This window comes from Vreelandella sedimenti, from assembly GCF_013416325.1.
GTDB lineage: Bacteria > Pseudomonadota > Gammaproteobacteria > Pseudomonadales > Halomonadaceae > Vreelandella > Vreelandella sedimenti.
Window position 1 is genome coordinate 187,688 of sequence record NZ_JACCGK010000012.1, and the last position, 13,794, is coordinate 201,481.

The following is a 13,794-nucleotide window of genomic DNA, read 5'->3' on the forward strand; positions in this document are numbered from 1 at the left end:
AAAGGAGCCCGCCCGTGGTGGAGCTGAGAAGCGAAGAAGAACAGCTAGACGCCGTCAAGCGCTGGTGGAAAGAGAACGGCATGTCGTTGATTGCAGGCGCTGTCCTGGCGGCGGCCGGGGTGTTCGGCTGGAATGCCTGGCAGAACTATCAGCAAGGCCAAGCTGAAGCGGCCTCCATGCGCTATCAGCAGTTAGTCAATATGACCGCTGGCAACGAGCTTGAAGAAGAGCAACTAGCAAGCGCGCGGGAAATGGTCAGCGAACTGACCGACGAGCATGGCGATACGCTCTACGCCGAACTCGCCCTGCTGCTCGACGCCCGCTTGGCTGTTCAGCAAGGCGACTTGGAAGCAGCACGCACCGCACTGGAAAGCGCAGCCGACTCCTCGCGCCGCTATGTGCAAAGCTTGGCGTGGCTTCGCTTAGCCCGTATCGAGCTTGCCGACGGTAACCCTAAGCAGGCGCATGCGCTGTTAGACGAGCCGATTAGTGATGCGCTAGCGGCACAAAGAGCGAATGTGCGCGGCGATGCGTTCGCCGCCCAAGGCGACACCGAGGCGGCCCGCGATGCCTGGGAAACCGCTCTAGAAGTGTCTCAAACCAAAGACCAGCCGCTTTACGGCGTGCAGTTCAAGCTTGACGATCTCGGCGCTGAGGAGGCGACACAATGACTTTTGGTATCCCAACGAAACAGCTAGTACGCGCTAGCTTAGGCGCGCTGTCGCTGGCACTGCTGGTCGGTTGCGCGAGTAAAGGCGAGCCTGCTTATACCCCCAAAGAGCTGCGTAGTTTCGACGAGACCTCCTCGCTGGAAACTCAGTGGCGGCGCAACGTGGGCGATGGTCTGGGCCATGCCCGTTACCCCATCGCGCCTTCCCGTGAAGGCGACACCGTGTTTGCGGCCGATGTCGAGGGCGTGGTGATGGCGATGGATGCCAATAGCGGCGACGTCGAGTGGGAAATCGACCTTGATACTCCTATTTCCAGCGCGCTAACGGCAATTGCCGGTCAGGTTTATCTGGCCACCGGTAACGGCGAAGTGATTGCGTTGGATCAACGTGACGGCAGCGAAGAATGGCGCTCACGGGTATCCAGCGAAGTGCTTGCCGCGCCCCAGGCCAACCAGCAACTGCTGGTCGTGCAAAGTGTCGATGGCCGTGTGACTGCCTTGGATCGCGCCACTGGTGAAGAGCGCTGGGTATACACCAGTTCGCAGCCGTCACTCACCCTGCGCGGTACCGGCACACCGATGGTCATTGATCCAGTCAGCTTTGTTGGCCTGGCCAATGGCCGCCTGGCCACGCTGGATAACCGCAGTGGCCAGCCGCTATGGGAAATGCAGATTGCCACCCCCCAAGGGCGTAGCGAAGTGGAACGCCTGGTCGACCTTTCCGGCCAGCCGATCATCAGCCCCGATGGCCGCCTGTTTGTGACCAGCTATAACGGCCGTGTGGTGGCGCTGGAAGCAACCCAAGGCGACGTGCTTTGGGAAGCGGATCTCTCCAGCCGCCATACCCCGATTCTGGTCGGCGACTTCCTGTTTGTGGTCACCGATGACAGCCAAGTCGTCGCCCTCGACGCTAACAACGGCCGCGAAATTTGGCGCAACGACGATTTAGAAGATCGTTGGTTGACCGCCCCCGCCTTCGCCGACGGCCGTTTAGTGTTCGGCGATTTTGAAGGTTATCTTCACCTGATCGACGCTCGCGAAGGCGATATCGTGGGTCGCACTCGCGTGCACAGCTCGGGCATCAGCGTACGCCCGGTCACTGAAGGCAGCACCATTCATGTCCAGGCCAACAATGGTCGCCTGGAAACCCTGGAAGTAACTCCATGACACCCGTCATTGCTTTAGTCGGTCGCCCTAATGTGGGCAAATCGACGCTGTTTAACCGCCTAACGCGCTCGCGTGATGCACTGGTGGCCGACTTTCCTGGCCTCACCCGCGACCGCAAGTACGGCAACGGCATGCTGGGCGATAAGGTATATACCGTGATTGATACCGGTGGTATCAGCGGTGATGAAGAAGGTATCGATGCCGCCATGGCAGAGCAGTCGCTTGCTGCCATTGATGAAGCCGATATAGTGCTGTTTATGGTCGACGCTCGCGCCGGCCTTATCGCCGCTGACCAGGCGATTGCCAACCACCTGCGGGTTAACCAGAAAAAAACCTGGCTGGTGGTGAATAAAACCGATGGATTAGAAGAGCATTCGGCAATGGGCGACTTTTGGTCGCTCGGCCTAGGCGACCCCTGGCCAATTGCTGCCGCCCACGGGCGCAACGTTTCCACCCTGATTGATGTGGTACTCGAACCGTTTCCGGAGCGCGATGCCAGCATTCCCGCGGACACCGGTAGCAAAGGCGTTCGCATCGGCGTGATTGGCCGCCCGAACGTGGGTAAATCGACCCTGGTTAATCGCCTGCTCGGTGAAGATCGGGTCGTCGTGTTTGATGAGGCAGGCACTACCCGCGATGCCATCGAGATTCCCTTCGAGCGCCGCGGCAAGCCCTATGTACTGATTGATACCGCAGGTATCCGGCGGCGCAAGAACGTGCGCGAAATTGCCGAGAAATTCTCCATCATCAAGACCCTGGATGCGATCAAAGAGTCCCATGTAGTGATCATGGTTCTGGATGGCTCCAGCGGCTTGGTGGAGCAGGACTTGCACCTGCTTGACTATGTGTTGACCACCGGGCGCGCCCTGGTGCTGGCAGTCAACAAGTGGGACGGCCTGGAGACCGAAGCCAAGGATAAAATGCGCACTGAAGTGAAGCGCCGCCTTGGTTTTGCGGATTACGCCGAGCTGCACTTTATCTCTGCTCTACACGGCACGGCGGTAGGGGATCTCTACCCCTCGATTGATCGCGCCTTTGACGCCGCTAACGCCCACTGGTCGACCAACCGCCTCACTACCCTGCTACAGGACGCGGTAAGCCAAAACCCGCCGCCGATGGTGCACGGTCGACGCATTAAACTGCGTATGGCTCACCAAGGTGGCAGCAATCCGCCGATTATCGTCGTCCACGGCAACCAAACCGAGGCGTTGCCAGAAGCCTATCGTCGCTATTTGACCAACACCTTCCGCAAGGTACTCAAGGTGCGCGGCACGCCGATTCGCTTTGAGTTTCGCTCGGGCAGTAACCCGTTCGATGACATGGCAGGTGCCAGCGACAAAGAGAAAGCTAAAAAGCGCGAGCTTAATCGCACCAAAGAGGCGCGCAAAAGCCGTCGTTAAACGCTTTATTAGCTGCTCTTTGAATTCGCCCGTTTGCACCGTCAAGCGGGCGTTTTGGTTCTAGCCTTAAATAGACGCCTGAACACGCAAATTCTCTTGACAGAAAATGGCTGCAGCCCTCCAATAGCCGCGCTTATTAGCCCGAAGCTAACAAGCTTGCATCAGCACCTTACACTTAGCGTCGTTACCCCACTGCTTACGTCCTACTTAAGGGGACTCTTATGCTCTATATTGCTCGCTACTGGCGCTGGCTGACCTTGTTTGGCGTTGCCAGCCTACTCACGGGCTGTCTCGCCCTCCCCCAAACCGGCCTGTTTGCATTTCGTTTGGCAGTAACCTCACTGGGAGTAGAAGATGTTCGCATTGGCCCTTACAGCATCAATGCGGGCCTGGATGCCAGCGATTTAACCAGCCTGATTGCGTCTAGCCTTGGTGCCGGTAGCCTGCCCGTTCAGGCCACCATTGCCATGGGGCTTGGCTTACCTGCGGGCATGCCACCGGTGGAGATGTCGGGCTTTCGCTGGGCGCTGGATATGCCTGGCATTGACCCTGTGCAGGGTAATTATGAACAGGATGTCACGCTCACTTCCGGCGGCGATGCTAATTTACGCCTACCGGTTGCCTTTGATGTCCTCGCCACCGACACCCAACGCCTGACTCCCATGCTGGAACTTGCCAGCCAGTTGGCATCTCAAGGCGAACTGCCGCCTGGCAGTCAACTGGCCATCACGCCTGGGGACCTACACGGACTGGGTATGAAACTACCGTCAGGATTATTAACGCCGACAATTCGCTTAAACGTAGGTGCCGATGGGCAGCTAGTACCCCAGCGCTGAGGGTTTATGTCTAGGAGCTTGCAGCCAATCGTATGCGGCCTAGCCTTGGTTCAGAGGGGGTAGTCAATTCAGCATCCATGCTCAATCTCTAGGTGGGTTATGATGGGGGATTGATTTACTGCTAACAGCGGTTATCTTGTGTGCAGGAAAACCATTCGTCTATAAGGAAACCGTCTCATGCGCTGGCTTCGCCCTCTCGCTGTTACCGCACTATGTGCGTCTATCGCCGCTTGTACCACCTCGCCCACCGGACGCTCGCAACTGCTGTTGCTCTCTGATGGTGAACTCAATGAGATGGGCCGTCAGGCATTTTCTCAATATCAGCAGGAGCTTCCCAGCGCTGGTCAAGCTAGTCAGCGCTATGTGCAGTGTATTGCTGATGCCATCGTGGCGGAACTCCCCGCTGAACAGCGGCAGCTAGACTGGCAAATCCGCGTATTTGAGTCCGAGCAGCCCAACGCGTTCGCGCTTCCCGGCGGTTATATGGGCGTGAATACCGGCATGCTGGATATTGCCACGACCCAGGATCAGCTTGCTTCCGTTATCGGTCACGAAATTGGTCACGTACTGGCCAACCATGCCAATGAGCGTGCCTCAACCGAGAGCGCCACCTCATTAGGCCTGTCGGTTATTTCCAGCACCTCTGGCATGCAGTCTGCCGGTGGCCAGCAACTCATGGGCGTGCTCGGCATGGGCGCTCAGTACGGCATCGTACTGCCGTTCTCCCGGGCTCATGAGAGCGAAGCTGACGTGATTGGCCTGGATCTCATGGCTCAATCCGGTTTCGATCCCCGTGATAGCGTGACCCTTTGGGAAAATATGCAGGCGGCCACAGGTGGCGGTGCGCCCCCCGAGTGGATGTCGACTCACCCTGGCCAAGGTCAGCGCATTCAAGGGCTGCAGGGCAATATGGATCAAGCACTTGCCCTGTACGAGCAGGCTCGCAGTAATGGTCGTACACCCAACTGCCCGCGTCCTTAACGGCTCTTGAGGTTTAAATGATTAAGCTGGGATTACTGCTACTGGTACTGCCGCTGTTTGTGCTGATGGGCGTGTATTTCTGGGAGCTAAACGACGTACGCGCGTGCCAGCTCGATGGCGGCCATTGGGACTATATCGAGAGTGCCTGTAGAGACACCCCGCAACCTTTTGTCTCCTGGCTGGAGCGCTCGCCGCTGTTAGTCAATGGCAGCATGCTGCTATCGATGGTGGGGCTGGTGATGTGCACAGTGGGTTTGTACGTCAAGCGCGCTAAGTGAAGCGTTATTAGCGGCATCAATAAACAGCGGGGCGGATATATTATCCGCCCCGCTTTTTTTTAGCAGCGTTGGCTGGATGCGGTTATGAATAATTAAGCGATTGGCGCAGCATTTCGCGCACGGACGCGGTTTCAGGGCGCACATTGCGCCACAGAAAGAACGACTCAGCGGCCTGCTCGACCAGCATGCCCAAACCGTCGAGTAGCTTCGCGCCACGCGGGCCTGCCCATTGTAAAAACACCGTCGGCTCGGTCCCGTACATCATGTCGTAGGCCCAGGCATTGGTATTGAACAACGTATCAGGTAACGGCGGCAAATCGCCTGATAGGCTGGCGCTGGTGCCGTTAATCACCACATCGAAAGTACCGTCAAACGTGTCAAAACCACCTCCAGTGACAGGCCCCAGATCAGTAAAATCGCTGGCCAACTGCTCAGCTTTGCCAGCGGTGCGGTTGACCACAACGATTTCACAGGGCTGCTCGGCAAGCAGGGGCTCAAGAATGCCGCGCACGGCGCCACCAGCACCTACCACCAAAATACGCTTGTCTGCTAACGCCACGCGGTGATAGGCCAAATCGCGCACTAGGCCAATGCCATCGGTAGTATCGCCGTAGGTACGGCCATTGCTACCCAGGATCAGCGTATTCACGGCCCCTGCACGACGGGCGCGGTGGCTCAAGATGTCGCACAGCGCGAAGGCATCGCCCTTGAACGGCACGGTAACGTTGGCACCACGCCCGCCCACGTCGATAAACGCCCGCCAGGCACCGGCAAAGCCATCCACCGGTGCTTCTTCAGCGGTGTACTCAAGGGCTTGTTGCGTTTGATGGGCAAACTCAGCGTGGATCTGCGGGGATTTGGAGTGTTTGACCGGGTTGCCAAACACGCAGTAGCGATCGGTCATGAGAGCTCTCCGCTTTTTCCTTGACCTGCATCCTCAGCGAATTCGCCAAGCCAGTCGCGGGGGTATAAGAAATCCTGCAAACGCGCTTCGGGACTGCCGGGCTCTGGCTCAAAGGCGTACTCCCAGCGCACCATTGGCGGCATCGACATCAAAATTGACTCCGTGCGCCCGCCGCTCTGTAAGCCAAACAGCGTGCCGCGATCCCACACCAGGTTGAACTCCACGTAGCGGCCACGGCGGTAAAGCTGGAAGTCGCGCTCCCGCTCGCCCCAGGTGTCATTTTTACGGCGCTCAACGATGGGCAAATAAGCCGCCAAGAAGCTGTCGCCCACCGCACGCTGAACGGCAAAACAGTCGGCAAACTCACCTTCGTTCAGGTCATCGAAAAACAGCCCGCCGACGCCGCGGGTTTCATCGCGGTGCTTGAGGTAGAAGTACTCGTCGCACCAGGCCTTATAGCGCGCATAAACATCGTCGCCAAAGGGGTCGCAGGCGGCTTTTGCCACCCGGTGCCAGTGCACCACGTCTTCCATCACGGGATAAAACGGCGTTAAGTCAAAACCGCCGCCAAACCACCACACCGGCGGCTCGCCGACTTTCTCGGCAATAAAAAAGCGCACGTTGCCATGGGTGGTGGGTACATGGGGGCTTTCCGGGTGCAGCACCCAGGAGACGCCCACCGCGTGGAAGCTGCGACCAGCCAGTTCAGGGCGCGCGGCGGTGGCTGAAGGCGGCAGTTGGGTGCCATAGACATGGGAGAAGTTGACGCCGCCCTTTTCAAATACGCCGCCATGGGTCATCACCCGTGATCGACCACCACCGCCCTCTGCACGCTCCCAGCTATCTTCTTGGAACTGGGCAGCGCCATCGGCTTTCGCCAATCCGGCGCAGAGCCGATCCTGCAGATCAAGAAGGTAGCGTTTAACGTCATCAAGGTGCTCGTGAGCCACGGTAACTCCTGGGGCATTGGTGAGAAGTAATGGGTGAGTGGTGAATAGTGAATAGTGAATAGTGAATAGTGAATGGAGAATAGTTTGAGAGCCGGTTAAGAACGCATGATTTTACCGGTGGCTAGGTCTCTAATGGTGCTGGGTTTGGCATTGCCCCCCAGCTCGCCTTGCACTACATAGGCCACTTCATCAGCAAAGATGTCAGTAATCTCAGCCGCGCTCATCGCGGGCGGTTCCCCCGAACGGTTGGCCGAGGTTGATACCAACGGACCACCAAAGGCTTCGCACAGGGCTTTCATCACCGGGTGGTCGGTCACCCGCAGCGCTACGCGCTCGTGGGCGCCACGCACCAGCCCATGGCTGCGGCCATAATCAGGCACTAGCCAGGTATTGGGCCCCGGCCAGCTTGCCGCAAGAGGAGCATGCATCGCTAATGGGAGCTGGCTCAACCAGGGTTGGAACTGGCCAATATTGGCAGCAACAAGGATGACGCCCTTGGCAGGATCGCGCTCTTTCATGCGCATTAGATGGGCTAAGGCTTCGTCGTTTTCGGGGTCACAGCTGAGCCCCCAAACTGCTTCAGTGGGACAGGCAATCACTCCCCCACTACGCAGCGCGCTAATCGCAGGGGCTAGATCGGTCGCCAAACTCATGCTCTCTCCTCACGGCTAACAGGCCTTTAATGGCTTTATCCTATCATGGCCGCGGCAACCGCACCCAGCCTCCCGCCTGCTGTGCAACCCAGCCTTCTAACTCCAGCATCAGTAGGCGCTGCTGGCAGTCACTGACCGTCACACCGGTGGCGTGCACCAAGAGATCAATAGGCGTCGGCGTGGCCGATAATGACGCTAATAAGGAATCGGGCAAGCTATTGTCAGACAAGCTATCAGATAGCGGTTCTTGCTCAGATAGCTGTTCTCCCGTCGCGGGTGGGATAAACGCCTCCGCCCAGTGGCCAAGATCGGCGATGATATCGTCGACGCTACAGGCAAGGTGCGCACTGCCCTGACGCAGTAGTGTCAAGCAGCCACAGGCCTGTACATTGTGTAGCGAACCGGGCAGCACAAACAGCTCGCGATTTTGCTCTAAAGTAAGCCGTGCACTGACCAGCGAGCCGCTTTTTTCGGTGGCTTCGACCACTAGGGTACCGAGCGAGAGGCCGGTAACGATTCGGTTGCGCCGCGGGAAAAACGCCGGGCGGGCCAGGGTACCTGGCGGATGTTCTGACACCACCAGACCACCGGGTAGACAGCTAAGCTGTTCATGAAGATCACGGTGGGAGGCGGGATAGATCACATCCACGCCGCAGCCGAGCACAGCGATCGTGCGACCACCGGCATTTAGCGCTGCGCGTTGGGCAACGCCATCAACGCCCAAGGCCATACCGCTAACCACGCACCAACCTCGGCGGGCTAGATCGCGAGCAAAGGTTTGGGCGTTATGGGTGCCTTCGCCGGTGGGGCGTCGGGTGCCTACCATGGCAAGTTTGGGGCCCTCCAGGGCGCTAAGATCCCCCTGGGCCCAGAGCACCACGGGCGGGTCGGGCAATTCATTTAACAGTGCAGGCCAAGCGGGGTGATCTCGATGCAGTACGTGGCGACTTGGGCCGCTTCGCTGCCACGCCAGGGTTTGAGCAACCACATTTTGCAGCGGGCTGCGCGTGGGATGCTCAAGCCACAGGCGCAACTCGCTGGCAGCACGGCTCGGCAGTGCTGCCAGCCAGCCTTCCGGCCATTGCGGCTGACGGGCTAATAATTGCGCGATTCGCAGCGCCCCCATACCCGGCAACGCATTGACCACCAGCCACGCCTGGTCGTCCATACTCCTCTCCTATATTTAAACGTCTTTATTTACCGGCCGCTAGTTCGTCGCTGACCCAACCTCATCGCCCAATTCCAGCATCCGGGACGCCTGCGTCACCAAGGCATAGCTGATGCGATCATAGGGCTTGAATACCATCACACTGCCCGCCTCGGTGCTGGGCAGTTGCACTAGCTCCTGGGTACGTGGGTCGTTGATCAGCTCACCCTGCTGATTGGCTCGCAGCACATGACCCGCCTGTAAACCATCCAGGGTGCCGAGGTCCAGCGCAACGATCTGAAAACGGCCAATAAAGCGCACACCACCTGGCACGGCAATAACATGACCTTCAACCGCATTGAGCGGCACGCGGGGCATAAACTCACGGCTCAGCTCAAGCTCCTCCAAGGGCAATACAATATCGTTAACCCGCACTTCCTGATGGGAGCTAACGACGTCAAGCTGCGCAATATCGCCTTCACTGCTGACGTGGCGAGCGATGCCCACGTTGATCAGCTCTATACCCAGCGGCGTGCCATCCATTGCCAGGTAGGGCTCCGACTGCCGATAGATACCCACCTGATCATAGCGTGGCACATCACCACGCACGTATAACCTATCTCCCGCTCCGCTGATCAAGCGGCGATCATCTCCCGCCACTACGTAAGCCAGTTCCTGCAACGCCTCGGCATCATCGACGACGCGGTGTTCGCGCAGAAAGGCTCGCGCTTCCTCCAAGGCGATGGGCTCGTTCGCTTCACGGTGGGGTAAGGTACGCACCTGAGGCGAAAGTTTAATCACTTTCTGATCACGCTCCCAAGCGGTGACATCGATACTCACCAGCACCACTGCACTCAGCAGCAAACCACCTAAAGCCCTCCGGTAGGCGTGTTGTTTTGCCGCCATCCTGCTCTCCCAATAAAATGCATCACTCTTAGATCCATATCGAAGCGCTGCATAAGCGCAGTCATTATGTTGCTGCTGAAACCCAGTGCGTATTGGGCGCCCATGCCCAGAAACGTTGACAGCATGATATAGTGACCCATCATAAAGTACCTAGGTTAGAAGACGCTCGTCACTACCTAGCTTGACTTAATTTAGACTCAGCATAACGGTGATTGTAACGCCATGGCCAAACTTCCTATTCTTGAATTCCCCGATGAGCGCCTGCGCACCAAGGCTGCTCCGGTGGAAACCGTCGACGATGAGGTACGCCAGCTCGTCGACGATATGCTGGAGACCATGTATGACGCCCGTGGTATCGGTCTAGCCGCGACCCAGATCGATGTCCATCGGCGTGTTGTCGTCATGGATATCAGCGACGATAACTCCCAGCCGCTGGTGCTCATCAACCCGCGCTATACACCCATTGGCGATGAAAAAGATCTGCTTTCGGAGGGCTGCCTGTCGATTCCCGAGCACTACGCCGAAGTGCCGCGCTTTCTTAAGGTGCAGCTCAACGCGCTGGATCGTAATGGCGAGGCCTATGAGTTAGAGGCAGAGGGTCTGCTGGCACACTGTATTCAGCACGAGTACGACCACCTTGAGGGCGTGCTGTTTGTTGACTACTTGTCGCCGCTAAAGCGCGACCGTATCCGCAAGAAAATGCAGAAACGCCACAAGCAGATGCAGGACGCCTAACACTTCTCTCATTCAAGCCGGGTAGCCCTCTTTATATGTCACGATTGCGCGTTGTTTTTGCTGGCACGCCTGAATTCGCCGCCTCTAGCCTTGCCGCGCTGCTGGAAAGCCAGCACGAGGTTGTGGCGGTGTATACCCAACCCGATCGCCCTGCTGGTCGCGGCCGTAAGCTAACGCCCAGCCCGGTCAAACAGCTGGCTCTGGAACACAGCCTGCCTGTCTATCAGCCTCAGACGTTAAAGCAACCCGAGGCTCAAGCCGAGCTGGCCGCGCTCAATGCCGACATTATGGTCGTTGTGGCCTATGGACTACTGCTTCCCCAGGCCGTGTTAGACATACCGCGTCTCGGCTGCGTTAACGTTCACGCTTCGCTGCTGCCCCGCTGGCGCGGCGCTGCCCCTATACAGCGGGCGATCGAAGCGGGTGATAGTGTATCGGGTGTAACTATCATGCAGATGGACGCTGGCCTGGACACCGGGGCAATGCTCACGGAAGTGCGCACACCCATTACGGGCCGCACCACCGGCGGCGATTTGCACGACCGCCTCGCGATTCAAGGCGCCAATGCGTTGATCAACACGCTGGATGCCCTGGCCACCGACACCGCGCAGGCCACACCTCAGCCCGAGGAAGGCGTCACCTATGCCGCAAAGCTGAGCAAAGCGGAAGCCGAGCTCGACTTTGCCCAGCCCGCTCAGCAGTTAGCCAGCAAGATTCGCGCCTTTAACCCCTGGCCGGTGGCCTGGTGCGCATTAGGCGATGATCGCCTGCGGCTGCTAATGGCGAACGTAGAAGAGGGCAAGCAATCACCCTGCGAGCCTGGCACGCTACTAGACCACGGCGACGATCACCTGCGGATTGCCTGTGGGGAAAACGGCCGCGAGGTACTTTGTGTGACCAGCGCACAGTTGCCCGGCGGTAAAGCTATGCCCGTGCGAGACTTACTGAATGCGCGCCACGCGCGCCTTGCTACCGGCACCCGCCTTGGTGCTCGTTTTGACACTCGTCTTGGTAAACCAGCGGCTCAGGCCAGCGAAGGAGAAACACCATGAGCCAAAAGCGCTCCCCCCAAGGCGGCAGTGGTCAGGAAGTCCGCGCTGCTGCGGCCCGCGCGCTGGCCCCGGTGCTCAGCGACCAAGGCTCACTGGCGGGGCTGGATGAGCACAGCGTGGTGGCTCGTGACCGCGGACTCCTCAAAGAGCTCTCCTTTGGCACCTGCCGCCGCTTACCACGTCTGGAAGCGTTAGCAGGCGTGTTGCTTAAGCAACCGTTTAAAAAGCGCGATAGCGATGTTCAGGCGCTGCTGCTGCTGGGTATTTATCAGTTACTGTACATGCGTATTCCCGCCCACGCGGCAGTAGGTGAAACCGCGGGCGCTGCGCGCTTGCTGAATAAGGAGTGGGCCACCCGCGTCTTAAATGGCTGTTTGCGGCGCTTGCAGCGCGAATCCGAGGCGCTCCAAGCCCAGGTAGACCGTGATGAGAGCGTTGCGTTAGAGCATCCGCCCTGGCTGCTTAACGCCTTGCGCCAGGCATGGCCAGAGCAGTGGCGGGCGATTGTCGAAGCCAACAACCATTCAGGCCCGATGACGTTGAGAGTGAATCAGCACCACAACGATCGTGAAGCTTACCTGTCGCAGTTGACCGAGCAGGGGTTGAGTGGTCACCTGTGCCCCCACGCCCCAGACGCCATCACGCTGGAAACACCCTGCGATGTCACGACGCTGCCTGGCTTCGTAGAGGGACATGTCAGCGTTCAGGACGAGGCCGCTCAACTGTCGGCGGTACTGCTGGGGCCCGTGCTTGCGCCACGGCCAGGCGCACATGTATTGGATGCTTGCTGCGCCCCCGGTGGCAAAACGGCCCATTTGCTCGAACTGTTCAACATCAACCTTACCGCGATCGATAGCGATAACCAGCGCCTGGCACGGGTGGAAGATACCCTTAGCCGACTAGGCGTAGAGGCCATTCTCCAGCACGCCGATGCGACCGAGCGCGACTGGTGGAGCGGCACGCCGTTTGATGCCATCCTGCTCGACGCCCCTTGCTCTGGCACCGGCGTTATCCGACGTCACCCGGATATCAAGAAGCTGCGGCGCAAAGACGATATCCGGCCGCTGGCCAAGCTTCAACGCCAGCTGTTAGACAACCTTTGGCCGATGCTGCGCGAAGGCGGCACCCTGCTCTACGCCACCTGCTCGGTGCTGCCGGAAGAGAACAGTGAGCAGATTGAAGCGTTTCTCACCCGTACCCCTGACGCCCATGTCACCACGCCTACCGATGTTGCCTGGGGCATTTCCAGCGGCGCGGGTCGCCAGCTGTTTCCGGCCCAGAACAGTCACGATGGCTTTTTTTATGCCAGACTAGAGAAGCGCACTGCCTAAGCGCCCACTGATGCCAGGGCAGTGAATTTATGACAAGGAAGGAGGTACTATGAGTCATCATACTTATAAGCACGTAGAACTGACCGGCTCTTCCGAGAAGGGCATTGAGGAAGCGGTTCAGAACGCCCTGGCCAAGGCGTCTGAAACTATTAACCACATGCGCTGGCTGGAAGTAGTCGATACCCGTGGTCATATTGAAGATGGCCAAGTGGCCCACTGGCAGGTCACGGTTAAAGTTGGCTTTACGCTAGAGTAATCCTCACCTGCTTTTCGACGGCGGCTGGTTTACACTGGCCGCCGTCTTTATTGCAGCGCATGATAGACCGTTGCCTGGCCTTAACGGCATGTTCTTAAAGACATGATTTTAAAAACATAGTCTTAAAAACATAGTCTTAAAAAAAGGCCTTAACGACATCGCGCGCTGGCGCTTTTAATGGAACCGATGCTCAGCAATGAAAATCATCATTCTCGGCGCCGGCCAGGTCGGCGGCACACTGGCTGAACACCTCGCCCGCGAGGAGAACGACATCACCGTCGTTGACACTGACGCCAAAAAACTGCGCGACCTACACACCAAACTCGATATCCGCACCGTCACTGGGGCGGGCTCCTACCCGATTGTGTTGCGTCAGGCTGGCTGCGAAGACGCCGATATGTTAATCGCCGTGACCAACAGCGACGAGATCAATATGATCGCCTGCCAGGTCGCCCACACGCTGTTTCGCACCCCGACCAAAATCGCCCGGGTGCGCGCCACGGCGTACTTGACCCGTAAAGGCCTTTT

At 58.4% G+C, this 13,794-nt stretch carries 16 protein-coding genes; 11 read left to right on the forward strand and 5 right to left on the reverse strand.

The features are described 5' to 3' along the window. Positions 1–14: 14 nt before the first annotated feature. The 6 genes from HZU72_RS15000 (at position 15) to HZU72_RS15025 (ending at position 5,332) form a co-directional block, all read left to right on the forward strand. Complete coding sequence (locus HZU72_RS15000; RefSeq protein WP_180093454.1) at positions 15–671, forward strand: YfgM family protein; 657 nt, start codon at positions 15–17, stop codon at positions 669–671. After that, on the forward strand, positions 668–1,837 hold the full coding sequence (gene bamB / locus HZU72_RS15005; protein ID WP_180093456.1) for an outer membrane protein assembly factor BamB: 1,170 nt from the start codon (positions 668–670) through the stop codon (positions 1,835–1,837). The genes HZU72_RS15000 and bamB overlap by 4 nt, the downstream gene beginning before the upstream one ends. Continuing rightward, positions 1,834–3,237 carry a ribosome biogenesis GTPase Der gene (der, locus tag HZU72_RS15010; protein WP_022520083.1) on the forward strand — a complete coding sequence of 468 codons (1,404 nt, stop codon included), beginning with the start codon at positions 1,834–1,836 and terminating at the stop codon, positions 3,235–3,237. Before bamB ends, der begins: the two co-directional genes overlap by 4 nt. Before the next feature lie 221 nt (positions 3,238–3,458). Then, a complete protein-coding gene (locus HZU72_RS15015; RefSeq protein ID WP_180093458.1) occupies positions 3,459–4,073 on the forward strand; it encodes a hypothetical protein in 615 nt (204 codons plus the stop codon). Positions 4,074–4,250: 177 nt separating this feature from the next. After that, positions 4,251–5,054, forward strand: coding sequence for a M48 family metallopeptidase (locus HZU72_RS15020; RefSeq protein WP_180093460.1), 804 nt, complete (start codon positions 4,251–4,253; stop codon positions 5,052–5,054). Between the two features lie 17 nt (positions 5,055–5,071). Next, a complete protein-coding gene (locus HZU72_RS15025; protein WP_180093462.1) occupies positions 5,072–5,332 on the forward strand; it encodes a hypothetical protein in 261 nt (86 codons plus the stop codon). Positions 5,333–5,414: 82 nt separating this feature from the next. Here the strand turns inward: HZU72_RS15025 and aroE are convergent, their stop codons facing one another. From aroE to HZU72_RS15050, 5 genes are all read right to left on the reverse strand, one after another. Beyond that, positions 5,415–6,236, reverse strand: a complete 822-nt coding sequence (gene aroE / locus HZU72_RS15030) for a shikimate dehydrogenase (protein WP_180093464.1) — start codon at positions 6,234–6,236, stop codon at positions 5,415–5,417. Continuing rightward, positions 6,233–7,186 (reverse strand): oxygen-dependent coproporphyrinogen oxidase, encoded by a 954-nt coding sequence (gene hemF, locus HZU72_RS15035; RefSeq protein WP_180093466.1) that lies wholly within the window; start codon positions 7,184–7,186, stop codon positions 6,233–6,235. The genes aroE and hemF overlap by 4 nt, the downstream gene beginning before the upstream one ends. Positions 7,187–7,281: 95 nt before the next feature. Beyond that, complete coding sequence (tsaC, locus tag HZU72_RS15040) at positions 7,282–7,839, reverse strand: L-threonylcarbamoyladenylate synthase type 1 TsaC (RefSeq protein WP_180093468.1); 558 nt, start codon at positions 7,837–7,839, stop codon at positions 7,282–7,284. Between the two features lie 43 nt (positions 7,840–7,882). Further along, positions 7,883–9,007, reverse strand: coding sequence for a DNA-processing protein DprA (gene dprA, locus HZU72_RS15045; RefSeq protein ID WP_180093476.1), 1,125 nt, complete (start codon positions 9,005–9,007; stop codon positions 7,883–7,885). 39 nt (positions 9,008–9,046) lie between these two features. Beyond that, positions 9,047–9,892 (reverse strand): peptidoglycan-binding protein, encoded by an 846-nt coding sequence (locus HZU72_RS15050; protein ID WP_180093478.1) that lies wholly within the window; start codon positions 9,890–9,892, stop codon positions 9,047–9,049. 222 nt (positions 9,893–10,114) lie between these two features. Between HZU72_RS15050 and def the strand changes: the two genes are divergently transcribed. The 5 genes from def to HZU72_RS15075 all read left to right on the forward strand — a co-directional run. Next, a complete protein-coding gene (def, locus tag HZU72_RS15055) occupies positions 10,115–10,627 on the forward strand; it encodes a peptide deformylase (RefSeq protein ID WP_180093480.1) in 513 nt (170 codons plus the stop codon). Positions 10,628–10,662: 35 nt separating this feature from the next. After that, the gene (gene fmt / locus HZU72_RS15060) at positions 10,663–11,679 is read left to right on the forward strand and encodes a methionyl-tRNA formyltransferase (RefSeq protein WP_180093482.1); all 1,017 of its coding nucleotides are present in this window, start codon (positions 10,663–10,665) and stop codon (positions 11,677–11,679) included. Next, complete coding sequence (rsmB, locus tag HZU72_RS15065; RefSeq protein WP_180093484.1) at positions 11,676–13,010, forward strand: 16S rRNA (cytosine(967)-C(5))-methyltransferase RsmB; 1,335 nt, start codon at positions 11,676–11,678, stop codon at positions 13,008–13,010. Before fmt ends, rsmB begins: the two co-directional genes overlap by 4 nt. A 49-nt stretch (positions 13,011–13,059) precedes the next feature. Continuing rightward, positions 13,060–13,266 carry a dodecin gene (locus HZU72_RS15070; RefSeq protein ID WP_088700538.1) on the forward strand — a complete coding sequence of 69 codons (207 nt, stop codon included), beginning with the start codon at positions 13,060–13,062 and terminating at the stop codon, positions 13,264–13,266. Positions 13,267–13,462: 196 nt separating this feature from the next. Beyond that, positions 13,463–13,794: NAD-binding protein (locus HZU72_RS15075; RefSeq protein ID WP_180093486.1), on the forward strand; the 332-nt coding region annotated here is incomplete at its 3' end.